This window comes from Pseudomonas sp. IPO3778 (assembly GCF_013386825.1).
Lineage (GTDB): Bacteria > Pseudomonadota > Gammaproteobacteria > Pseudomonadales > Pseudomonadaceae > Aquipseudomonas.
Genome location: NZ_JACARC010000030.1, coordinates 66272 through 89222, shown reverse-complemented (window position 1 = coordinate 89222; position 22951 = coordinate 66272). Strand labels below are relative to the sequence as shown.

Below are 22951 nucleotides of genomic sequence, written 5' to 3'. Positions count from 1 at the left end.
TGATTACCTTAATCAGCTCGGTTCCAAGGTCGGGTGTAACTATGTAGAGGCCCGGTTACTCGACCACCAGGCGCCCCAGGCGCTGCTTGAGCATCTGGTTCTCGGCGCGCAGTTGCTGCACTTCTTCCAGCAGGTCCAGCGCCAGGGCGACGCCTTCCCATTCCAGCTCCAGGTCTTTTTGCAGCGCCGACGCACGCTTGGCCAAGGCCAGTTCGTAATCGGTGAAGCGCCAGGACTCGGGACTCGTCCCCACCGGTTCAACAATGCCGTGCTCGACGATTTCGATCACGTAGGCCACCGACAAATCGGTGGCCTCACAGAATTCTGCCATGTTCACTTGAACCAAACGGGGACTGCTCATCGTTAGCTACTCCAGGATTCTCTTGGATCGAAAGCGGCCTTTGTCGCCAACTCCTGCCATAACGCCTTGACCTCGTCGTCGGTGTTTTTCGGCATCACCGCCTTGAGTTGCACAAACAGGTAACCGCGCTGCCCGGCCTTGTTCAACAAGCCATGGCCCTTGGCGCGCATGCGCTGGCCGTTCTGGCTGCCGGCCGGCACCTTGAGGTTGATCTTGCCGGTGAGGGTCGGCACCGCCACTTCGGTACCCAACGCCAGCTCCCACGGGGCCAGCGGCAGGGTGATGATCAGGTCTTCGCCTTCCACATCGAATTTGGGGTGTGCCGCGAACTTGATGATCAAGTACAGATCACCCGCGGCGCCGCCGCCAATGCCCGGCGCGCCCTGGCCCTTGAGGCGGATGCGCTCGCCGTCGGCCACACCGGCCGGGATCTTCACGTTCAGGCTCTTGGTGGTGTTGCTGACGTGCTGGCCGGCGCCGTTGTACTGCGGCACCTGGAAGGTGACCGGCTTGGACTCGTTGGACAGGGTCTCTTCGAGGGAGACCGGCAGTTCCATTTCCACATCTTGCCCTCGACGCCCGGCACTGCGGCCCTGGGCACCCCCAAAACCATTGCCGCGCGAACCGAAGATCGAACTGAAGAAGTCGGAAAAGTCGCCTGTGTCCTGGCCTGCGCCACCCCCATAGCCGCCACGGCTCTGCCAGCCTGGCGGGCCCTGGAAGGGTTGGCCATGCTGGCCGTATTTGCGCAAATCGTCGTATTCGGCGCGCTTGTCGGCGCTTTTCAGCGCTTCATAGGCTTCGGACGCGTCCTTGAACTTGGCTTCAGCGTCCTTTTCCTTGCTCACGTCCGGGTGATATTTACGCGCCAGCTTGCGATAGGCGGCCTTGATCGCCTTGTCGTCAGCGGTCGGTTCTACACCGAGAATCTTGTAATAGTCTTTGAAGTCCATCGGGGGTATCACCATCCATTATCGATATCGCACTGCCAGCGTCACAGCATGCGCCTGTTTGCGGCGTCTGGATTGACCGATCTCAATCTTGTGACCCGGGGGTGCGTCAGAAGTTTATCGGCGCTGCAGGCACAATCTTGCAGCCACCAACGGTATGGGGAGGATTTGGGGGCAAAGCCCGGGCTTTCAAGGTAACAAGTGCGTTGTATTTAGCGGATAGTCGGCCTACGCATCTGCACGCGGGTGGCATACACTGCGCGGCCGTTTTTCAACCGGAACCCGATTGACATGAAAAACCCTTCCCCAGCCCGTGCCTGCGGTATCGACTTCGGCACGTCCAACTCCACCGTCGGCTGGATTCGTCCCGGCATGGAAACGCTTATCGCGCTGGAGGACGACAAGATCACGCTGCCGTCGGTGGTGTTCTTCAACTTCGAGGAGCGTCGCCCGGTATACGGTCGCCTGGCCCTGCACGAGTACCTGGAAAACTACGAAGGCCGGCTGATGCGCTCCCTCAAGAGCCTGCTGGGTTCCAAGCTGATCAAGCACGACACCAGCGTTCTGGGCACGGCCATGCCGTTCACCGACCTGCTGGCGCTGTTTATCGGCCAACTCAAGAGCCGCGCCGAGGCCACCGCCGGTCGTGAATTCGACGAAGTGGTGCTGGGCCGCCCGGTGTTTTTCGTCGATGACGACCCGATGGCCGACCAGGAAGCCGAAAACACCCTGGTGGACGTGGCCCGCAAGATCGGCTTCAAGGACATCTCGTTCCAGTACGAACCGATTGCCGCGGCCTTCGACTACGAGTCCACCATCGAGAAAGAAGAGCTGGTGCTGATCGTCGACATCGGCGGTGGTACGTCTGACTTCTCCCTGGTGCGCCTGTCGCCCGAGCGTCGCCAGATCGACAACCGCCACGACGACATCCTCGCCACCGGCGGTGTGCACATCGGCGGTACCGACTTCGACAAGCAGCTCTCCCTCGCCGGCATGATGCCGCTGTTCGGCTACGGCAGCCGCATGAAAAGCGGCGCCTACATGCCCACCAGCCACCACATGAACCTGGCGACCTGGCACACCATCAACTCGGTGTACTCGCAAAAATCCAAGCTGGCCCTGGGCAGCATGCGCTACGATATCGAGGACACCGGCGGCATCGACCGCCTGTTCAACCTGATCGAACAGCGCGCCGGGCACTGGCTGGCGATGGAAGTGGAAGAAACCAAGATCCAGCTGACGCAACAGGACAGCCGCCATGTGCTGCTGGACCGGGTTGAGCCGGGGTTGAGCGTGGAGTTGAGCCGGGCGTTGTTCGAATCGGCCATCGATGGCTTGCTGGAACGGGTGCGCAACAGCGTGACCCAACTGCTCAACGACGCCTCGGTGGACGTGGCCCAGGTGGACACGGTGTTCTTTACCGGGGGTTCCAGCGGGATTCCGGCCCTGCGCCACAGCATCTCGGCGATGCTGCCGAATGCGCGGCATGTGGAAGGCAATATCTTTGGCAGTATCGGCAGTGGTCTGGCGATTGAGGCCAGCAAGCGGTATGGCTACTGAGTGACAAACCCCACTCCTTTTGCTGAAGGAGCTTGTTGTGGCGAGGGGGCTTGTCCCCCGTTGGGCTGCGAAGCAGCCCCATCAAGGTAAACGCATTTTTTCAGATTAAACGCGTTACCTGGTTTGGGGCCGCTTCGCAGCCCAACGGGGGACAAGCCCCCTCGCCACAACAGCCCTCCCGCCAAAGTGCCGGTGCTGGCTGTTAAACCATCCCCGCCAGCTTCAACTCACTCTTCAAGTACGCATAATAAATCGGCCCCGCCACTACCCCCGGCAGGCCGAAGGCGGCTTCGAACACCAGCATCGCCAACAGCAACTCCCACGACTTGGCACTGATCTGCCCGCCAACGATGCGCGCGTTGAGAAAGTACTCAACCTTGTGGATCACGATCAGGTAGCCCAGCGCCGCCACCGCGACCCAGATCGACAGCGACAAGGCCACGATGGTGATCAGGGTGTTGGACATCAGGTTGCCGATCACCGGCAGCAGGCCCAGCAGAAACGTCAGCACGATCAAGGTCTTGGTCAGCGGCAGGTGGATCCCGCACAGCGGCAGTACCACGGCGAGGAAGATCGCGGTGAACGCGGTGTTCAGCGCGGCGATCTTGATCTGGGCGAAGACGATGTTGCGAAAGGCCTGGACCAGCAGGTGCAGGCGATCAAACAGGGCGGCTGCCAGGGGTTTGCGCTTGGTCAGGTCCGGCACCCGCTGCAACGCGATGATCGCGCCCAGCACCATGCCGATCAGCAAGGTGACGAACATGTGCGCGGCGTCTTTGCCCACCAGTTGCAGTTCGCTGAGGTGTTTGCTCAGCCATTCGCCGATGGCCACGCGAAACTCGGCGGCGCTGGCCGGCAGGTAGGCGTCAAGAAACGGCGGCAACTGGCCGCGGGCACGGTCAACCACGCCCATGAATTTATCGAGGGAAGCCCCCGGGTTTTCCGCTTCGTGCAACAGGAAGCTGATGGCCCCGGCAAAGATCAGGGTCAGGATGCTGACGATCAACGTCCCCAGCAACGCCACCGCCAACCAGCGCGCACGCCGGCCTTCGATCAACCGCTGCAACTGCGGGGTGAGCATATTGACCAGCTCATACACCAGCAACCCGGCCAGCAGGCTGGGCAGCAACTTCAACGGCAACACCAGCAGCAGCCCGCCAAAAATCAGCACGCAACTGATCAACAACAACACGTGACGCTGAGAAAACGTTGGCATACAGCCTCAAAACGAACGGCGTTAAAAGATGCTGTTACTTGTAGGAGCGAGCTGGCTCGCGAAAAACGCAAGCAAGCCACGCTTATTCAGGATGAACGCGTTTTCGTTAACGTTCTGCGCGAGCACGCTCGCTCCTACCGACAACAGAGGGCTGTGTGTGAGTGTCGCAGCCTTCTATGGCACCCGGCTATTATTTCTTCAGGCAGGTGCTCATAAAGGTTTTACGCGCATCGCCGGCCAGCGCCTGGGTTTTCGCCGTGGCGTTGCAGTCTTTCATCTTCTGCTGCTGTGGCGTGAGGGTCTTGGCGTCGTTGGCGGCCGGGGCAGCCTTGAGGCAAGTGCTCATGAATGCCTTGCGATCGTCACCGGTCTTGCCACTGGTCTTGGCTTCGGCGTTGCACGTGGTCATTTTTTGTTGCTGGGCCGTCTGTGCGGCCGTCGCGGCAAAGCCCTGGGAACACAGCAGCAAGCCCATCATCAACAACGGAATACGCAGCATCTTCATGGAGTTTTCTCCCTGTTACCGTACCGAGGGGCACGGCCTCTCCAGCAGTGTAGTCAAACCCTGTTACACGTTCACCTGCTGCGGATATTCGTCCGACGGTACTGCTCCGGGGTGCAGCCCGCCTGGCGTTGAAACATGGCGATGAATGCCGAGGCGGTGCTGTAGCCCAGGTCAAACGCCACTTCCTGGACGCTGCGCGGGCTGTCCAACGCTTCGATGGACGCGAGAAAACGCAGACGTTGGCGCCACTCGCCGAAACTCATCCCCAGTTCGCGAGCGAATTGCCGGGCCAGGGTGCGCTCACTGATGTGCACCCGGGACGCCCACTGGGCCAGCGGGCGGTTATCGCCGGGGTCGGCCTGCATGCCCTCCAGCACGCTGAGTAACCCGGGATGGCTGGCATACGGCAGGAAGCAATCATGCACCGGCGCCCGCCTGAGCTGATCCACCAGCACCTGGGCCAGGCGCACATCGTCTTCACTCTCGGGAATGTTGACGTCACGCTCGGCGAAGTCACTGAGGATCGCCTTGAGGATGTCGCTGATGGTCAGGGTGCACGGCTGCGCCGGCAACTGCTCGCACAACGTCGGCGCCAGGTACACCGAGCGGTAGACAACCGCCTGGGCGTTGTAGGAACTGTGTTGGATGTTCGGAGGGATCCACACCGCGTATTGCGGCGGCGACATGAAACGGCTGCCCGCCACTTCAAAGCGCATCACGCCGCGGGCCGAGTAGTCCAAGGAGCCCCAGGCATGCTGGTGGGCGCTGGCGTGGGTGTCGGCCTCGAACTCCGAATAACGGAAGTACACCGGGGACGGCAATTGGTCGAAATCGGGAAGGTTGATGTACTTCTTGAGCATATTGTCTGAATACATAGGTCGGATGGCTGGATCGAAGTATAGGCATCGATCCAGACAAAGGATAATCGCCCCACATAGACACAACAGGTTCTTTTCCATGCAATACGCTTATCCGTTACTGGCGATTTTTATCTGGGCCGGCAATACCGTGGTCAACAAGCTGGCCGTGGGGACGATTTTCCCTGCCGAGATCGGCTTTTATCGCTGGCTGCTGGCCGGCCTGCTGTTTACCCCGTTCATGCTCAAGCCCGTGATTGCCAATTGGCCGCTGATTCGCCCGAACCTGGGCAAGATCTTCATCCTCGGTGTGTTGGGCATGGCGGTGTATCAGAGCCTGGCGTATTACGCCGCGACCCTGACCTCGGCCACCAACATGGGCATCATCCTCTCGCTGATGCCGCTGATGGCCCTCACCGCGGCGATCATCAGCCTTGGCCAACGCCTGACCTTCGGCGCCCTCACCGGTGCGGTGCTGTCGTTCGCCGGCGTGGTGGTGGTGGTGTCCGCCGGCAGCCTCGGTGCCCTGCTGCAACACGGGCTGAACCTGGGTGACGGGATGATGCTCGTGGCCACCCTCGCCTACGCGGTCTACAGCACCTTGCTGAAAAAATGGCGGCTGCGCTTGCCGCCGCTGGTGTTGCTGTATTTGCAGGTGTTGGTGGCGGTGGTGGTGCTGTTTCCGCCGTTCCTGTTCTCCGAAAAGGCTGGCCTCGGCTGGTCGAATATCCCGCTGGTGCTGTACGCCTGCCTGTTGGCCTCGATGCTGGCGCCGCTGGCATGGATGCACTCGGTCAAGGCCCTGGGCCCGAGCCGTACCACGCTGTTTTTCAACCTGCTGCCGTTGATCACCGCACTGATTGCGGCGGTGGTGCTGAAGGAGCAGTTGGCGATGTATCACCTGGTGGGCGGTTTGCTGACCTTGGGCGGGGTGATTTTGTCGGAGCGCTGGACGACACCGGTTCGCAGCAAGGTCAGCGTCGCCTGACGCTATTTAAGGCCCACCACACCGGCGACGATCAGGCCCACCGACACCAGCTTGATCGCCGTCAGGCTCTCCCCCAGCAGCACAAACCCGAGAAACACCGTGCCCAGCGAGCCAATGGCGGTCCAGATCGGGTAGGCGACGCTCACCGGCAATTCACGCATGGCCAGGGTCAGAAAGTAGATCCCGCCGACCGCCGCAACCACGGTGATCAGCGAGGGCCACAGCCGGGTGAAACCGTCGGCGTACTTCATGCCCATGGCGAAGGTCACCTCAAACCCGGCAGCAATCAGCAGGAAGAGCCAGGACACCTCAGAAGCTCCCGGCCAAATCGCGCAACCGGCCTTCGACCGCATCGCAGGAGCGGCGGAAAACGGTAGGGTCAGATTCTTCACCTTCGGCAGCCATCACCGTGACGTCTTCAATGCCGATAAACCCCAACGCGGTGCGCAGGTGGGGATCGGCATGGTTCATCGCCTCGTGTTCACCGCCCGGGCCAAAGCCGCTGCCGCCGCGACTGGTGATGATCAATGCCTTTTTGCCCAACAGCAACGGCTGGTAGTGGGCGATGCCCTGGCTGTCCTGGGTGATATCCACGGTGTGGCCCATGCGCACGATCTGGTCGATCCAAGCCTTGAGGCCGCTGGGAATCCCGAAGTTGTACATCGGCACGGAAATAACCAGCAGTTCGTGCTCGACCAGCTCGGCTACCAGCTCATTGCTCAGTTGCAAATCGGCGTGCATGGACAAGGGCATCGACTGCGGCTCGGGGTGGAAGCTGGCGGCGATGAACGCTTCGCTGACATGGGGAATCGACGCACGGCCGACTTCGCGACGAGTCAGGTGCGCGTCCGAGTTTGCGGTATGCCACGCAGCAAGAAACACCTCGGCCAGGCGCCGGGAATGGGAACGCTCACCACGGGGGCTGGAATGGATCGCAAGCATTTTTTTCATCTGTAGGCCTTCACACGCTAGACTCAGGCGACCTCAATGGCGGCCTCTCTTGCGCACAAATCTAGAGACGAGCCGCGTGCCTCACAAATGAGCAATAGTTGCTTTGGATGAGTTCAATTCATCCATGGAGTCTTACATGTTTGCCTCGCTGCCCCTGACCGCCCTGCGCGCCTTTGAATCGGCCTCGCGCCTGCTGAGCTTCAAGGCCGCCGCCCAGGAGCTGTCAGTGACACCGACGGCGGTATCCCACCAGATTCGCTCCCTGGAAACCTGGCTCGGCGTACCCTTGTTCGAACGCCTGCCGCGCCAGGTGCGCCTGACGGAGTGTGGCGAGCGACTGTTTCACAGCCTGCATGGCGCACTGCTGGACGTCGCGCAAAGCGTCGACACCCTGCGCCCGCAACGCAGCGCCGGCCATCTCACGCTGTCTACCACGCCCGCGTTCGCCGCCTTGTGGCTGGTACCGCGCCTGGGACGCTTTTATACCGCCCACCCGGCTATCAGCCTGCGCCTGGACACCAATTGCGCCGTCGTGGATTTGCAACAGGACGCCAGTATCGACCTGGTGATCCGCTACAGCATCGATGACTACGCGAACCTCCACAGTCTGTGCCTGTTCGATGAGTGCTTTGCGGTGTACGGCTCGCCCGAACAGGTCGCCCTGGCCCATGAGCGCACCCCGACCTTGATCAGCGTGCGCTGGCACAACTCCAAGCTCTATGCCCTGGGCTGGCAGGCCTGGTGCAAAAAGGCCGGGGAAGACTGGCTGCAATCCGCTTCCCCCCTGCGGGAATACGACGAAGAGCACTATGCCCTGCAAGCCGCCATCGCCGGCCAGGGCCTGGTGTTGGCGAGCAATATCCTGGTCTCGGAAACCGTCGCCAGTGGACTGCTGGTGCCCTATCGGCCAGAGATCCGGGTTGACGGCTCCGGCTACAGCGCCCTGTGCGCACCGGGCCGCGAACGGCATCCGCCGGTCCGGGCGTTTTTTGAGTGGTTGCAGGAGGAAGCGCGGCTGTCGGGGCACGCGTTGTAAAATCCGATAAAACTTTTTGCGTTGCCTGGGACTCACAACTTGGAGCGATCACGCCGGCAGAGCGTGGCGCAAAACCGGATTAGCCCCAGGAGAATCAAGATGACTGACTCACATTTGTCTGACGTAGCCACCTTACGTGACCGCGCCCGCAAGAACGTTGAAAACGGTGCCGTGACCGAAGGCTACGACGCCGACCGCCAGGAAATCCTGCGCCTGCTCAACGAATCCCTGGCCACCGAACTGGTGTGCGTGCTGCGCTACAAGCGCCACTACTTCATGGCCAATGGCGTCAAGGCGCATGTCGCCGCCGAGGAGTTCCTCGAGCACGCCACCCAGGAAGCGGAACACGCCGACAAACTGGCCGAACGCATCGTGCAACTGGGCGGCGAGCCGGAATTCAACCCGGACCTGCTGTCGAAGAACTCCCACGCCCAGTACGTGGCCGGCAATACGCTGAAGGAAATGGTCTACGAAGACCTGGTCGCCGAGCGTATCGCGGTGGACAGCTATCGCGAGATCATCCAATACATCGGTGATAAAGATCCGACCACGCGCCGGATCTTCGAAGACATCCTGGCCCAGGAAGAAGAACACGCCGATGACATGGCGGATATTCTGCAGGACCTCTAACCAACACCGCACACCCCCTGCGGGAGCGGGCTTGCTCGCGAAGGCGGAGTGTCAGCCAATACATGTTTGACTGATACACCGCCTTCGCGAGCAAGCCCGCTCCCACATTTCTGGTTCCCGGTGCCGTCCGCTAGCCCTTCACTGTTTTAGGCGCCTTGCCTTCCTTCATCTGCTGCAGCAACGGTGCACACTGGTTCGGCTCATCGCCACTCGGTGCCACCAGCGCCAGCAAGCCTGCCGCCGGGCCGGCAATCACACCCAGCGCCACCATGCCCGCCCCCCGCAGCATCAACGGCACAGCCTTCACGCCGGCATTGGGCTTGATAAACGGCCCATTGACGTACAGCGGCGAGCGCAGGGAAAACAGGCGGAAGCCTTTGGATTCAGGGGTAATGGTCAGGTCAAGCTGCTCGCTGGCCATGTTCGCCGTGCCATCGATGTAGATGATGGCGTTCTCGGTATCGAACACAAACAGGCGCGTCGTCGCCAGGCCAGACTTGATGCCAAAGTCCGCGGCGGCACAGTTGATCTTCACTTCCTTGTCGCCAAACAGGCGGCCAACCACGTAGTTGCCCACGTTAAGCCCGGCGATTTCCATCAGGCTGCGGCTGATGGCACCATCGTTGATCAACATCTTCAGATCGCCATTGGAGGTGCCCAGCAACGCCGCCACGGAATTGCCGCGCCCGGAAATATCCGCGTCGCCGTTGAGCTCACCAAAGCTGGTTTTCATCGGCTCGAAGGTCGGGAACAGTTGCTTGAGCTTGAAGTTGCGCGCGGTGAGTCTGGCCTGGCCTTCCATCGGCGTGGTGCGCCCATTGAGGCGAATCTGCGCATCGAGCTTGCCACCGGCCACGCCGAAACGCAGGGGTTCGAGGCTCAACTGGCCGTCGTTCAGCACCAGGTGGGTGTAGAGGTCGGTGAAGGGCAAGTCGGCACTGTGGACGATGCGCTTGCCGGTGAATTCGACATCGGCATCCATGTCGCGCCAGCGCTCGGTGCGAAACTCTTCCACCGGCAGCACCTTGGTGGCCGGCTGTTTGCTTTCACCGCCACGGGCTTTTTGCTTGGCATTGGAGTCGGCGCCAATCAGCGGCGCCAGGTCGGTCATCAGCAATTGGTTGGAGATCAGCGCACCGGTGAGCTTGGGCCGTGGCTGGCTGGCGACGTAACCGAGGTTACCGTGGATGTCGCTGTTGCCGATCTTGCCGTTGAAGTTTTCATACTGGAACGTCGCACCGTTGGCCTCATGCAGCTTGGCGATCAGGTGGCCGTCGGTGGAATAGGCCGGCGAATCCGGCAGGGTCACGCCGGTCAGCGGGTACAGGTTGCCCAGGCTGCTGCCGGAGAGTTTGAGGCGCAGGTCGAGGGCGCCGAGGTTCGTTGGGTCGGTCAGGGTGCCGGCCAGCGCGATGCTGGTGTCGCCGATCCTGGCCTGGGCTTGCAGCGGGAACGGCTTGGCCGCGTCCTGCAGTGCCAGCAGGCCACCGATCTTGCCAGTGCCGTCGAGTTTCTGGCCGTGGTACTGGCCTTTGACCTTGAGGCCAAACGCGTAGTCCTGCGGGGCCGAGCCCTTTTCCAGGGCCTTCTTGGCGTCGGCATCACCGACGATCTCGCCGAACGGAATCGGCTTGCCGAGCAGGTCGATGACCACGTCGAGCTGGGTCTTGAGGGTTTGGTCGTCGAGGGTCACGTGGCCTTTGTCGAAGCCGATGGCGCCGATATCCACCACCCAACTGGAGGGTTCGGCGTTCGGGTCCTTGGGGTCGAATGTGAAGGTCCAGTTGGCGCGGCCATCGGCCAGGCGCTGCAACTGTGCACTGGGTTCGGTGAGGTCGATACGCGGGATCACCACCCGCTGGGCCAGCAACGCCAAGGGCGAGATGCGCAGCTCTACACGCTTGAGGGTGACCATCTGCGGGGTTTTCGACCAGTCAGGGTTACCCAGGGTCAGGTCTTCGGCAATCACGTGGGGCCAGGGAACCCAGGCGCGCCAGCCGCCTTCATCGGGCTCGCGCGCCCACACCACCGCCAGGTTGCCGTTGATGGCAAACGGGCGGTGCAGTTCTTCGGAGACCTTGGCATTGAGCGGCGGCTTGATCCGGTTCCAGTCAAAGAACACCAGGACCAACACCACGACGGCGATTAATAAAACGAAGCTGGCGCAGCTCCAGGCGAGAATTTTACGAGTGCGCGTCATTGCACAGGACTCCAGGTTACGACTGAGCGGGCGCGCTGGGGCGCACGTTTTGACTACAGCTTATATGGCTACGACTGACAAACGGCGCGGGGGTTTAACCCCATTGATGATTTACCCGTAAAAACCGCCTTTCCTGACCAACTCGACAGCTTCAATCATCAACGGCGCACCGTTGTTACCCACGATCGTGTCGAAAATACCCACCACGGTGCAAAAGCCCGGGCTTGAGACCTGCGAGATAGAGCCTTCCCGGGGAACAATCAATTCTGTTGATTATTACCATTGCGTTTATGAACTTTTATATCGACTTATCAAGAGTAGCATTAGCCCTGTACCCAATTTATCGCACTCCCTAGGAGCAACCCTCATGAAACGCCAATTACTCGCAAGCTTTGTACTTTCCGTCCTGGCCACCAGCGCATTTGCCCTGCCAGCGGCTGAACAAGCGACTCCACAAGTGAAAGCCGACGCTTCCCACGTAAGCCAGACCCTGGCTCGCAGCGGTGCTTCGGACAAGAACAACACCGACTACAACGGCAGCATCACTGAAAACGGTTCGGACAACGCCAACAAACGCGCTTACACCGAAGGTGTTGTAGAAAACGGCCGTCATCGTCTGGAAGAGAAAGGTTTGGTTGAAGGCGGTGCCGAACAAGCCAACAAACGTGCTTACAGTGAAGGCGTTGCAGAAAATGGCAGTGCCCGTCTGCACGAGAAAGGCCTGGCTGAAAACGGTTCCGACCGCGCCAACGAACGCGCCTACGCCGGTGCTGTAGCTGAAGGTGGTGCTGATCGTCTGGAACAACTGCATCAAGCACAGAGCTAAGCCCGTGCTGGCCCTGGAAAAAAGCCCGATCACCCGATCGGGCTTTGACTTTGTATAAACCGCAACGCCCTTCTCCCTGTTGAAGTTCGACGCTGGCAAAGCCGATTTGCTAGAGTGCGTCGCTGTCCTTGTCCACAAAGCCCGCCTGCCAATGCTGCCCCGTGCCGAACAGAAGCAACAGACCCGACTCGCCCTGATGGACGCAGCCCGCCATCTGATGGAGTGTGGCCGTGGGTTCGGCAGCCTGAGCCTGCGTGAAGTGGCCAAGACCGCCGGCATCGTGCCCACCGGTTTCTACCGTCACTTTGCCGATATGGATCAGTTGGGCCTGGTATTGGTCAGTGAAGTCGGCCAGACCTTTCGCGCAACGATTCGCCTGGTGCGCCACAATGAATTCGTGATGGGCGGCATCATTGATGCCTCCGTGCGGATTTTCCTCGACGTGGTCGCCGTCAACCGTTCGCAGTTCCTGTTCCTGGCCCGTGAGCAATACGGTGGCAGCCTCGCGGTTCGCCAAGCCATCGGGGCCCTGCGTGAAGACATCACCAGCGACCTGGCCGCCGACCTGACCCTGATGCCCAAGCTGCAGCATCTGGGGGCCGACGGTTTGCATGTGATGGCCGACCTGATCGTCAAGAGCGTGTTCGCCACCCTGCCCGACATTATCGACCCGCCCGCCGACGCGCTGCCTGCGCACCTCACGCCTCAAGCCAAGATCACCCAGCAACTGCGTTTTATCTTTATCGGCCTCAAGCACTGGCAAGGCCTGGGCAGCACCGAATAACTCAGCGCACGGCGTGAAAACGCTTGCCGGTGGTGTAGTTCCTGTTCCAGTAACTGTTGGCCAGGGAATCGATGCGCACGCTTTTGCCCGTGCGTGGCGAGTGAATGAACTTGCCCTCTCCTATATAGAGGCCAACGTGACTGACTTGCCCACGCCCATTGCCCCTGAAAAACACCGCATCACCCGGTTGCAACGCATCGCGCTTGATCGTGCTCGCCGTTGAGCGGTGCATGGCCGCCGTGGTGCGGGGCAGATGGATATTGGCTTCGGTCTTGAACAGGTACACCAGGAAGCTGCTGCAATCGAAGCCCTGCTTCACCGTGGTTCCACCCAGCTTGTAAGGCGTGCCCAACAGGCTGTGGGCGCGATCGATCACGTTGTCGATCGACGATGGCGTCGCGATGGAAGCCGGGCGCTGAAGATTGGCCGAGGCGGATGAAATCGCCATCGACAGGCTGACAATCAATAAACAGAAAAATGACTTGTACATGCTGGAAACCGCTGAGGATTAAATACGGAGCGGAATCCTAATGAAACAGCACGTAACTCAACGCACGGCGAATCCTGTAAGTGCGTAGGAAAAGTCCCAAGAAACTAAAGCTGGCAACAGATGAAAGAAATTTCACGCAGCCTGCAGTGGAATTCAACGCCGAACGCCCGGATCCGGTGCTATAAATCCACTCACGCACCAAAATGAAACATTTTGGAATAATTTCCTGCGCCATCAGGTGGCACATACCGCCTGCCTACAGGGAATTCCCACTTCCCGCGTGGTTGGCAAGACCCTTGCTCTAGCTTGCTTATCGCTCATAGCTGGAAGCTTTCTGATGCTGGTGATCCACCGCCGAATCGCCCCCGAACCCGTCTGGGCCGCCGAGTTGCTGCTGAACTTCGAAGCCCGCAGCAAAAGCCGCCTGCGCTGTTTCAGTGCCGACGGAGAAGACGTCGGCCTGTTTCTGGAGCGCGGCCAATCGCCGCTGCACGATGGTGAATTCCTACAGGCCGAAGACGGACGTGTCGTACGCGTGTGCGCCCGTCCTGAACAACTGCTGCACGTCACCTGCAGCAGCGCCTTTGAACTGACCCGCGCCGCCTATCACCTGGGCAACCGCCACGTGGCCCTGCAAGTGGGTGACGGCTGGCTGCGCCTGCTCGATGACTATGTGCTTAAGGCCATGCTCGATCAGTTGGGCGCCACCACTGAAACCATCGAGGCCCCGTTCCAGCCGGAACACGGTGCCTATGGCGGCGGCCATCATCATTCCCGCCATGGCGACGAAGACTTCAACTACCCGCCCAAATTGCACCAGTTCGGCGTACGTCTATGAATCCAGCCTGGGCGCTGCTGCGTCTGGCCAGTCCGCAGCTGCCGATTGGTGGATACAGCTATTCCCAGGGCCTGGAGATGGCCGTGGAGCAAGCCCGCGTCACCGACCCGGCGAGTGCCGGGCGCTGGATCAGCGATCAATTGTTGCTCAACCTGGCGCGCTTCGAGGCACCGCTGCTACTCGCCCACTGCAAGGCCGCCGCTGAAGAAGACTGGCCGCGTCTCGCCCAGCTGTGCGACGAACACCGCGCCAGCCGCGAAACCCGCGAGCTGTATCAGGAAAGCCGGCAGATGGGTTATTCCCTGCACCAACTGCTGAACGGCTTGCCGGAACTGGATGACGCCGCGCGGGAGTTCCTCGCCCAGCGACCCGAACCGCACCTGGCCCTGGGCTGGGCGCTGGCCGCCCGCGCCTGGCAGATCAGCCCGGATGACGCCCTGGCTGCCTGGCTGTGGAGCTGGCTGGAAAACCAGCTGGCGGTGCTGATGAAAACCCTGCCCCTGGGCCAGCAAGCCGCCCAGCGCCTGACCAGTGAGCTGCTGCCGCTGCTGCAACAAGCCCAACGGGGCGCCAGCCAACTCGACCCCCATCATTACGGCAGCGCCGCGTTTGGCCTGTCCCTGGCGTGCATGGCCCATGAGCGCCAGTACAGCCGCCTGTTCCGTTCTTAGGAGAAGCATATGAACACACAACCCCTGCGCGTCGGCATCGGCGGCCCGGTCGGCTCCGGCAAAACCGCCCTGACCCTGGCCCTGTGCCTGGCCCTGCGCGACCGCTACAACCTGGCGGTGGTCACCAACGATATCTACACCCGGGAAGACGCCGACTTCCTGGTGCGCAACCAGGCCCTGGCCCCCGAGCGCATCATCGGCGTGGAAACCGGCGGCTGCCCCCACACCGCCATTCGCGAAGACGCCTCGATCAACCTCGAAGCCGTGGACCAGTTGAACCGGCGCTTTCCCGGCCTGGACCTGATCCTGGTGGAATCCGGCGGCGACAACCTGTCGGCCACCTTCAGCCCGGAACTGTCGGACCTGACCATCTACGTGATCGATGTGTCGGCCGGCGACAAGCTGCCACGCAAGGGCGGCCCGGGGATCTGCAAATCCGACCTGCTGGTGATCAACAAGATCGACCTGGCGCCGCTGGTGGGCGCGTCCCTGGAGTTGATGAACAGCGACACCCAGCGCATGCGCGGCGGTAAACCTTTCGTCTTCAGTAATCAGAAAACCGGCGTCGGCCTGGAAGAAATCGTCGCCTTCATCGAACGCCAAGGCTTGCTGACCGCAGCCTGATCCCCCCACAAAAAGGAGCTTGTCCATGCGCCTCAATACACTTCTCGCTGCCGCAGCGTTGCTGCTCACCCCCGCCCTCGCCTTCGCCCACCCGGGTCATGGCGACAACGGCCTGGTGGCCGGTATCAGTCACCCGCTGGGCGGCATCGACCACTTGCTGGCGATGGTCGCCGTGGGCCTGTGGGCCGCCCAACAGAAAGGTTCGGCACGCTGGGCACTGCCGTGCACCTTTGTCGGCACCATGCTGATCGGCGGGATGCTGGGCTTTGAAGGCCTGGAATTGCCGGCGCTGGAAAGCGGGATTGCCGCGTCGGTGCTGGCGCTGGGCCTGGCGGTGGCACTGGCGGTGCGGCCTCCGTTGTTCGTGGCGGTGGCGGCGACTGCATTGTTTGCGCTGTTCCATGGCGTGGCTCATGGGTTGGAACTGCCTGACATGTCCAGCCCTTGGGCGTATGCGGCCGGGTTTGTGGGGGCGACGGCGGTTCTGCATGCGGCGGGTTATGCCGTGGTGCGCTTCCTGCCCGCGGCCGCAGCGCCGCTGGTGCGGGTTGCCGGGGCGGCTTCGGCGGCGACTGGGGTTTGGTTGCTCGCTGCCTGAGATTTACGGCGTTTCCAATGGCCTCATCGCGGGCAAGCCCGGCTCCCACAGGAGTACTCAGTCAACTGTGGGAGCCGGGCTTGCCCGCGATGACGGACTCACAGCCACCACCTACCTCAAGCCTGATACCATGTCGCGCAAACACCCCTGCCGTGACGACGCCAGCCGATGCCCATCGCTCCAAGCTCCGCCCTCAAGCCTCAATTGACCGCTGTGTTGACGCATTTCCACGACCTGATCGTGCCGCTCTGGCAAGGCCCGGGCTGGAATGCCGACCTGGCGCTGCCTTATGAAGCCCTGGACGCCGACCATCGGCCATTGCCCCCGCAACGCTACCGCGCCATGGCGTGCGCCCGGCAGTTGTACCTGTTCGCCAGCCTGATCGGCGAGCCCGGTGCAGCCTTTGCCGAGGAACGCGCCGCCGCGCTGTTCCGCTCCCTGCAACGGCACTTCCACGACGCCGAGCACGGCGGCTGGTTCTACAGCATCGACGCCCACGGCAAGCCGCTGGATAAACGCAAAGACCTCTACACCCACGCCTTCATCATCTTCGCCTGTGCCCACTATTGGGCCAAGGTGCGGGAATCCCTGGTGGAGTCGGTACTCGACGCGGCCCTGGAAGTGGTCGCCGAACGCTTCGCCACCGGCGACGGCCTGTACGAAGCGGTGCTGGAGCGTAACTGGTCATCCCTCAAGTCCGGCCCCCTGCAAAACCCGCTGATGCACCTCGCCGAAGGCTTCCTCGCCACCCTGGCCGTGCGTGAAGACGCCGTGACCCAAGACGCGTTGCTGGACCTGGCCAACGCCATGCAGAAGCGCTTCATCGACCGCCAACACGGGGTGATGATGGAAAAACCGCTGGGCGCTGTGGATAACTGGTTTGAGCCGGGGCATCAGTTCGAATGGTTCTTCCTGCTGGAATCTTCGGACCTGTTGCGGGGCACACCGTTGCACACATCGCTGAACAAAGCGTTCACCTATGCCGAGCAAAAGGGTGTGGATAACCTGACCGGTGCGGTCAGCGGCATGCTCGCCCTGGACGGCAGCGTACGCGACGGCACCCAGCGCATCTGGGCCCAGGCCGAGTACCTGCGGGCGCTGACCTTGCGCCCCGGCAGTGAAGCCGTGCTGCAACGCCAATGGCTGGCGCTGCAGCAGCGCTTCCTGCATGGGAAGGGTTGGAACGAATGCCTGGATGCCAAGGGGCAGGTGAGCCGACGGGATATGCCGTCGACCACGCCGTACCACTTGGCGACATGCTATCGGGGGTTGGTCGAATATCTCGGCTGACGTTCAGGGCCCTATCGCAGGCAAGCCAGCTCCCACACTTTGAACTGTGAACACTTTCAAAATGTGGGAGCTGGCTTGCCTGCGATAGCGGTCTATCTGCCCATCACGCAATCCATTTGCGATCCCCGGTAAAGCTGATCGTCAGCCAGCGCGCCGCGTCAGGTTTGCCCAGCCCTGTGGATATCTCTTCGCGCAGCCCATCCAGGGTGGCGACGTTATCCACCGGGTAATCCGCCGGCAGCACCACATGAATCTCGATAAACCGCGCCCGCCCGTGCTTCTGCACATAGGACACGTAGTCGTCAAAACCATGCCTGGCCTGGGCCGCGTCCATCACTTCGCGCACTTTGCCGTCCAGTTGGTCCGGCACTATTCCCAGCACGTCCCGGAGCGCCGGGCGCAGGATCTTGAACGCCGGCGCCAGCATGCTCAGCGCCAGCAGGATCAGGATCAACGGGTCGACGTACACCGCCCACTGCCCATAGCCCTGGGACTTGAGCAACAAGGCGGCCAGGAAGCTCACCAGCAAGCCCACCGACAGCATGGCGTCCACGAGCCAGCTGATGTTGTCGAACTGGATCAGCGACGATTTGAGCGTGCGGTTGCGATAACGCACGTAGAAGAAATAGGCGAACTCGACGACGGTAAACACCGCCGCATAGAGGATCACCAGGCCCAGTTCGATATCGCGCCCGCCATTGATAATGCCGAACACACCGTTGAGAAACGCGTAGATGGCGATCAACAGCAAAAAGCTGCCTTCGATCAGCAGCACCATGGGTTCCAGGTGCCAATAGCCGAATTGGAAACGTTGGTTGCTTTTTTTGGCGATCAGCGTGGCCGTGATCAGCATCAGCACCTTTATGGCGGTGGCGATCAGCGAGAAAAAGCCGTCGAATAAAATCGATTGGGCGCCCGACACCACACCCGTGACAATCCCGGCGATCGCGACCGCGAACATCAGAATCGTCGATTGTTTGAGCAGCGACTGCTCACCTCGGTTACTCACATATCCTCCTGTCAAAACCTTGAAACCTGTAGGAGCGAGCTTGCTCGCGAAAAACGTCAACGATGACGCGGGCATTCTGAATGCACGCGGCGCCCTCAGGTTCTTCGCGAGCAAGCTCGCTCCTACAGTGTATTACGTGTGACGCTTAAGCCTTGGCACCCCGCTCAATCGCAAACCCGGCCCAGGTCTGGCTCACCGGCATCAGCTCCAGGCGGTTGATGTTCACGTGTGCCGGGGTGTTCAGCACCCAGAAGATCGTGTCCGCGATGTCCTGCGGCTGGATCGGCTCGGCACCGGCATAGGTCGCGTCATAACGCGCCTGGTCACCGGCAAAGCGCACCAGGGAGAACTCGCTTTCGCACAGGCCCGGCTCGATGTTGGTCACGCGTACCCCGGTGCCTTGCAGGTCGCAACGCAGGTTCAGGGAGAACTGTTTGACGAAGGCCTTGGTGCCGCCATACACGTGGCTGCCCGGGTACGGGTAGCTGCCGGCGATGGAGCCGAGGTTGATGATGCCGGCGCCACGGCCGTGGGCGATCAGGCGCGGCAACAGCAGGCTGGTGGTGGTCAGCAGGCCCTTGATGTTGGTGTCGACCATGGTTTCCCAATCGTCGAGGCTGCACTTGGGCGCAGGGTCGGTGCCCACCGCCAGGCCGGCGTTGTTGATCAGCCCGCGCAGCGTGGCGAAGGACGGCGGCAAGTTGGCGATCGCCTCTTCCATGGCCTTGCGGTCACGTACGTCCACCACCAGGCCGTGCACTTCGGTCTGCTTGGAAAGCTCGGCGCACAGGGCGTTCAGACGCTCCGCGCGGCGGCCGGTGAGCACCAGTTTCCAGCCGGCCTCGGCAAAAAGCCGGGCACAGGCTTCGCCAAAACCCGAGGTCGCGCCAGTAATAAACAGCGTATTGGACATGGTGTTCTCCTTGCAGGGCTACGAGGTAAAAAATCAGCCAGCAGAATGCCCGGCTGCCGGGCTGGCGGCAACTGATACACACTGTGGACAGCGGTGAAAACGGCTCATGCTGTACAAAATTCAACCAATCGCGCGAAGCCCATGGAAACCGTGGCGTGCAGCCATGTGCGCGCACCTTATCCACAGCCCCGTCCACAGTCTTTGGGGGCAACTGCACAAGCTGGAAGCCGCGGCACACAAGGCTTTCAGCGCGATTCAAAAAGTTTTTTGCTTGACCTTGGCCAGGCTGTATGTAGCGCGGTTCAAAACGGTGCAACCAGGACGATGGCTCCAGGCCAGTCATTCCGGCCCCTGCGGCACTCTTTCCAGAGTTTAGTCACAGACTTATCCACAGGCCGGCGTGACATATTCCGGTCATATACCTGTGTCTTTAAACAGGTTGACAAACCCCTCGGGCGGTCGCGAAAAACCCACTGATCAAAAAACAACCACCTTGCTGCAGGCCACGAAAACAAAGGCTTCCAGCCAGCTACTCCCACGTTACCCACAGCCGGTTCCACAGTGGTTGGGGACAAGTCAAAACTGTGACAAAACAGGGATTTGCGGCGGCTATATGTCGCGCTTTGGCAGGTGCCTGGATTTGTTGTCCACAATTTGCCGCAAGCGCAAAAAACTGTAGGAGCGAGCTTGCTCGCGAAGGACATTAACGATGACGCGGGCATTCAGAATGAACGCGGCGCCCTCAGGTTCTTCGCGAGCAAGCTCGCTCCTACAGAGGGTCCAACGGGTGATCAGTGCCCGCCCAGGTAGGCGTTACGCACCTCCTCATTCACCAGCAGCTCCTTGCCGGTGCCGGTGAGGCGAATCTCGCCGTTGACCATCACGTACGCCCGGTCCGACAAGCGCAACGCATGGTTGGCGTTCTGCTCCACCAGGAAGATGGTCATGCCGGTCGCCGCCAGCTCCCGCAGCGTGGCGAAGATCTGCTTCACCACAATCGGCGCCAACCCCAGGCTCGGCTCGTCCAGCAGCAACAGCTTGGGCCGGCTCATCAGCGCGCGGGCGATGGCGAGCATCTGCTGCTCCCCCCCCGACATCGTCATGGCCCGCTGGTTACGCCGCTCCTTGAGCCGCGGGAACAGCTCGAACATGCGCTGCATGTCCTCGGCGGCAAACTTGTCGCCAATCGGGATGGTGCCCATCAACAGGTTTTCCTCGACGGTCATGTCGGGGAACACCCGCCGCCCTTCCGGCGACTGCGCAATGCCGTTGGAGGCAATGTAGTGGGACGACTTGTGGGTAATGTCGACGCCGCGGTAGATGATCTGCCCCGACTCGGCCCGTGGCTGGCCGAAGATCGACATCAGCAACGTGGACTTACCCGCGCCGTTGGAGCCGATCAGGCTGACGGTTTCGCCTTCGTTGATGTGCAGCGAGACTTTCTTCAAGGCCTGGATCGGGCCGTAGAACACGTCCAGGTCTTTCAGCTCGAGGATGGGCTCACTCATACCAGCTCCTCTTCGTCAGCGCCCAGGTAAGCCGCGATCACTTTAGGGTCATTGCGGATCGCTTCCGGGCCGCCTTCAGCAATCACGTTGCCGTGGTCCAGCACCACGATGTGGTCGGAAATACTCATCACCATGCCCATGTCGTGTTCGATCAGCACCACCGTCAGGTCGTGTTCGTCCCGCAGCAGGCGAATCATCGCGCTCAGGGCTTCGGTTTCCTGGGGGTTGAGGCCGGCAGCCGGTTCGTCGAGGCAGATGATCTGCGGCCGGGTGCACATGGCGCGGGCGATTTCCAGACGGCGTTGCTGGCCGTAGGAAAGCTCGCCGGCCAGGCGGTTGGCGCAGTCCACCAGGTCCACCACTTCCAGCCAGTAAAAGGCATGGTCGAGGGCGTCGCTTTCGGCCTTGCGGTAACCCTTGGTGTTAAGGATGCCGGCGAGCATGTTGCGGTTGACCCACATGTGCTGGGCCACCAGCAGGTTCTCCACCACCGACATTTCCTTGAACAGGCGAATGTTCTGGAAGGTACGCGCCAGGCCTGCACGGTTCACCAGGTGGGTGCCGCCGAACATTTTGTAGAACACCCGGCTGAAGAAGCTTTTCGGCGAGACAAAGTCGGTGGCCTTGAAGCGTTCGCCCAGCAACTGGATCACATTGGTCTGCTTGCCGCGCACATTGAGTTCGATCTTGCCGCCGGAGGCTTTGTAGAAACCGGTCAGGCAGTTGAACACCGTGGTCTTGCCGGCGCCGTTGGGGCCGATCAGGGCGAAGATCGAGTTGCGTTTGACCTTGAGGCTCACATCGCTCAAGGCCTTGATGCCACCGAAGTGCATCATCAGGTGTTCCACGGAGAGGACGACTTCCTTACTCATGGCGCCACTCCTTTACGTGGGACGACACCGGTACGGCTGATACGAATCAGGCCGCGGGGTTTCCAGATCATCATCACCACCATCAACACGCCGAACAGCAGCACACGGTATTCAGAAAAGCTGCGCAGCAACTCCGGCGCGACGGTCAATACGAACGCGGCAATCACCACGCCGACGGTCGACCCCATGCCGCCCAACACCACGATGGCCAGGATCAGCGCCGACTCGAAGAAGGTGAACGACGACGGGTTGACGAAGCCCTGGTAGCTGGCGAAAAACACCCCGGCCAAACCGGCCGTGGACGCACCGATGGTGAACGCCGAGAGCTTCACCAGCACGTGGTTCAGGCCCATGGAACGGCAGGCGATTTCATCTTCGCGCAAGGCTTCCCAGGCGCGGCCCACCGGCATGCGGGTCAGGCGGTGCTTGATGTACAGCACCAGCAACACCACCAGGAACAGCACGATGTAGATAAACAGGAATTTGACGTTGGGGTTGTAGTCGAGGCCGAAGAACTCGTGGAACGGCACCCCGCCATCCTTCGCCTTGCGCACAAACTCCAGGCCGAAGAAGGTCGGTGACGGTACCGGCATGCCGTTCGGGCCACCGGTAAACGACAGCCAGTTGTTCAGCACCAGGCGGATGATTTCACCAAAACCCAGGGTCACGATTGCCAGGTAATCCCCGTGCATTCGCAGCACCGGGAACCCGAGTATGCACCCCGCCAACGCCGCGCAGATGGCCGCCAACGGCAGCACTGACCAGAAGCCCAAGCCAAGGTATTGATAACCCAGCGCCAGGCCATAGGCGCCGATGGCGTAGAACGCCACGTAACCCAGGTCGAGCAGCCCGGCCAGGCCCACCACAATGTTCAGGCCCAGGCCCAGCAACACGTAGATCAGCCCGAGGATCACCACCGTCAGCAGGTACTTGTTGGCGAAGAACGGGAACACGATGGCAATCACGATCAACGCTGGGATGATCCAGCGCAGGCGCGATTTGTAGTCGGGCTTGAGTACATGCACACCGGAGCCGGTGCTTTCAAACCCCTGCAGAATCCGCACGCCCTTGGGGGTTTGCAGGAACAGGCTCATGACCAACCGGCCGACCATCACAATGGCCACCAGGATGCCGACACGGGCAGGTTCCAGGTTGAAGCTGTAGCCGTCGAGGACCACACCGACGATAGGACCGAACACGATCAGCGCAATCAGCCCGGCGAGTACCGCATCGACGACACTTTTCTTGATATCGATAGAGTAGGCAGCAGACAT

Annotated in this window: 25 protein-coding genes and 1 pseudogene; 12 read left to right on the top strand and 14 right to left on the bottom strand. The window is 61.2% G+C overall.

Features of this window, described 5'->3' with window-relative positions:
- Positions 1-55: 55 nt before the first annotated feature.
- Positions 56-361, bottom strand: coding sequence for a chaperone modulator CbpM (locus HX855_RS14805; RefSeq protein ID WP_177041353.1), 306 nt, complete (start codon positions 359-361; stop codon positions 56-58).
- Positions 362-363: 2 nt separating this feature from the next.
- The gene (locus tag HX855_RS14800) at positions 364-1314 is read right to left on the bottom strand and encodes a DnaJ C-terminal domain-containing protein (protein ID WP_177083174.1); all 951 of its coding nucleotides are present in this window, start codon (positions 1312-1314) and stop codon (positions 364-366) included.
- 288 nt (positions 1315-1602) lie between these two features.
- Here HX855_RS14800 and HX855_RS14795 point away from each other — a divergent pair, with 288 nt between their 5' ends.
- Positions 1603-2871, top strand: a complete 1269-nt coding sequence (locus HX855_RS14795) for an Hsp70 family protein (RefSeq protein WP_177083172.1) — start codon at positions 1603-1605, stop codon at positions 2869-2871.
- Between the two features lie 202 nt (positions 2872-3073).
- Here the strand turns inward: HX855_RS14795 and HX855_RS14790 are convergent, their stop codons facing one another.
- From HX855_RS14790 to HX855_RS14780, 3 genes are all read right to left on the bottom strand, one after another.
- Positions 3074-4087, bottom strand: a complete 1014-nt coding sequence (locus tag HX855_RS14790) for an AI-2E family transporter (protein WP_177083170.1) — start codon at positions 4085-4087, stop codon at positions 3074-3076.
- Between the two features lie 190 nt (positions 4088-4277).
- Entirely contained in the window at positions 4278-4592 is a 315-nt protein-coding gene (locus tag HX855_RS14785; protein ID WP_177083168.1) for a PsiF family protein, read from the bottom strand.
- A gap of 71 nt (positions 4593-4663) precedes the next feature.
- The gene (locus HX855_RS14780) at positions 4664-5452 is read right to left on the bottom strand and encodes a helix-turn-helix transcriptional regulator (RefSeq protein WP_177083331.1); all 789 of its coding nucleotides are present in this window, start codon (positions 5450-5452) and stop codon (positions 4664-4666) included.
- A 97-nt stretch (positions 5453-5549) separates the two neighbouring features.
- Between HX855_RS14780 and HX855_RS14775 the strand changes: the two genes are divergently transcribed.
- On the top strand, positions 5550-6437 hold the full coding sequence (locus HX855_RS14775) for a DMT family transporter (protein WP_177083166.1): 888 nt from the start codon (positions 5550-5552) through the stop codon (positions 6435-6437).
- A gap of 2 nt (positions 6438-6439) precedes the next feature.
- Here the strand turns inward: HX855_RS14775 and HX855_RS14770 are convergent, their stop codons facing one another.
- Complete coding sequence (locus tag HX855_RS14770; protein WP_177083164.1) at positions 6440-6745, bottom strand: multidrug efflux SMR transporter; 306 nt, start codon at positions 6743-6745, stop codon at positions 6440-6442.
- 1 nt (position 6746) lies between these two features.
- On the bottom strand, positions 6747-7388 hold the full coding sequence (locus tag HX855_RS14765) for an FMN-dependent NADH-azoreductase (RefSeq protein ID WP_177083162.1): 642 nt from the start codon (positions 7386-7388) through the stop codon (positions 6747-6749).
- Between the two features lie 124 nt (positions 7389-7512).
- Between HX855_RS14765 and HX855_RS14760 the strand changes: the two genes are divergently transcribed.
- Entirely contained in the window at positions 7513-8424 is a 912-nt protein-coding gene (locus HX855_RS14760; RefSeq protein ID WP_177083160.1) for a LysR substrate-binding domain-containing protein, read from the top strand.
- 99 nt (positions 8425-8523) lie between these two features.
- The gene (locus HX855_RS14755; protein ID WP_177041339.1) at positions 8524-9054 is read left to right on the top strand and encodes a bacterioferritin; all 531 of its coding nucleotides are present in this window, start codon (positions 8524-8526) and stop codon (positions 9052-9054) included.
- Positions 9055-9184: 130 nt separating this feature from the next.
- Here HX855_RS14755 and HX855_RS14750 read toward each other — a convergent pair whose 3' ends face one another.
- Positions 9185-11254 (bottom strand): AsmA family protein, encoded by a 2070-nt coding sequence (locus tag HX855_RS14750; RefSeq protein ID WP_177083158.1) that lies wholly within the window; start codon positions 11252-11254, stop codon positions 9185-9187.
- Between the two features lie 367 nt (positions 11255-11621).
- Between HX855_RS14750 and HX855_RS14745 the strand changes: the two genes are divergently transcribed.
- Positions 11622-12080 carry a hypothetical protein gene (locus HX855_RS14745; RefSeq protein WP_177083156.1) on the top strand — a complete coding sequence of 153 codons (459 nt, stop codon included), beginning with the start codon at positions 11622-11624 and terminating at the stop codon, positions 12078-12080.
- Positions 12081-12231: 151 nt separating this feature from the next.
- The gene (locus tag HX855_RS14740; RefSeq protein ID WP_177083153.1) at positions 12232-12864 is read left to right on the top strand and encodes a TetR family transcriptional regulator; all 633 of its coding nucleotides are present in this window, start codon (positions 12232-12234) and stop codon (positions 12862-12864) included.
- A gap of 1 nt (position 12865) precedes the next feature.
- Here HX855_RS14740 and HX855_RS14735 read toward each other — a convergent pair whose 3' ends face one another.
- The gene (locus HX855_RS14735; protein WP_177083152.1) at positions 12866-13354 is read right to left on the bottom strand and encodes a C40 family peptidase; all 489 of its coding nucleotides are present in this window, start codon (positions 13352-13354) and stop codon (positions 12866-12868) included.
- A gap of 337 nt (positions 13355-13691) precedes the next feature.
- On the opposite strand from HX855_RS14735, the gene ureE reads away from it, so the two are divergent.
- The 5 genes from ureE to HX855_RS14710 all read left to right on the top strand — a co-directional run bounded on the left by ureE (position 13692) and on the right by HX855_RS14710 (position 17375).
- Positions 13692-14192 (top strand): urease accessory protein UreE, encoded by a 501-nt coding sequence (ureE, locus tag HX855_RS14730; RefSeq protein ID WP_076018025.1) that lies wholly within the window; start codon positions 13692-13694, stop codon positions 14190-14192.
- Positions 14189-14863 (top strand): urease accessory protein UreF, encoded by a 675-nt coding sequence (locus HX855_RS14725; protein ID WP_177083151.1) that lies wholly within the window; start codon positions 14189-14191, stop codon positions 14861-14863. The genes ureE and HX855_RS14725 overlap by 4 nt, the downstream gene beginning before the upstream one ends.
- A 9-nt stretch (positions 14864-14872) precedes the next feature.
- Positions 14873-15487, top strand: a complete 615-nt coding sequence (gene ureG, locus HX855_RS14720) for an urease accessory protein UreG (protein ID WP_003217431.1) — start codon at positions 14873-14875, stop codon at positions 15485-15487.
- 25 nt (positions 15488-15512) lie between these two features.
- Complete coding sequence (locus HX855_RS14715; protein ID WP_177083150.1) at positions 15513-16085, top strand: HupE/UreJ family protein; 573 nt, start codon at positions 15513-15515, stop codon at positions 16083-16085.
- Between the two features lie 168 nt (positions 16086-16253).
- Positions 16254-17375, top strand: a complete 1122-nt coding sequence (locus HX855_RS14710; RefSeq protein WP_177083149.1) for an AGE family epimerase/isomerase — start codon at positions 16254-16256, stop codon at positions 17373-17375.
- 103 nt (positions 17376-17478) lie between these two features.
- On the opposite strand, the gene HX855_RS14705 is transcribed toward HX855_RS14710, so the two are convergent.
- Entirely contained in the window at positions 17479-18384 is a 906-nt protein-coding gene (locus tag HX855_RS14705; protein WP_177083148.1) for a cation diffusion facilitator family transporter, read from the bottom strand.
- Between the two features lie 19 nt (positions 18385-18403).
- Here HX855_RS14705 and HX855_RS33305 point away from each other — a divergent pair.
- Positions 18404-18523: pseudogene (locus tag HX855_RS33305) on the top strand (outer membrane lipoprotein carrier protein LolA); the annotation flags it as partial.
- Between the two features lie 6 nt (positions 18524-18529).
- Here HX855_RS33305 and HX855_RS14700 read toward each other — a convergent pair.
- From HX855_RS14700 to livM, 4 genes are all read right to left on the bottom strand, one after another.
- Positions 18530-19297, bottom strand: coding sequence for an SDR family oxidoreductase (locus HX855_RS14700; protein ID WP_177083147.1), 768 nt, complete (start codon positions 19295-19297; stop codon positions 18530-18532).
- Positions 19298-20088: 791 nt separating this feature from the next.
- Positions 20089-20805, bottom strand: a complete 717-nt coding sequence (locus HX855_RS14695) for an ABC transporter ATP-binding protein (RefSeq protein ID WP_177083146.1) — start codon at positions 20803-20805, stop codon at positions 20089-20091.
- A complete protein-coding gene (locus HX855_RS14690) occupies positions 20802-21677 on the bottom strand; it encodes an ABC transporter ATP-binding protein (RefSeq protein ID WP_177083144.1) in 876 nt (291 codons plus the stop codon). The genes HX855_RS14695 and HX855_RS14690 overlap by 4 nt, the downstream gene beginning before the upstream one ends.
- On the bottom strand, positions 21674-22951 hold the full coding sequence (livM, locus tag HX855_RS14685; RefSeq protein ID WP_177083142.1) for a high-affinity branched-chain amino acid ABC transporter permease LivM: 1278 nt from the start codon (positions 22949-22951) through the stop codon (positions 21674-21676). The genes HX855_RS14690 and livM overlap by 4 nt, the downstream gene beginning before the upstream one ends.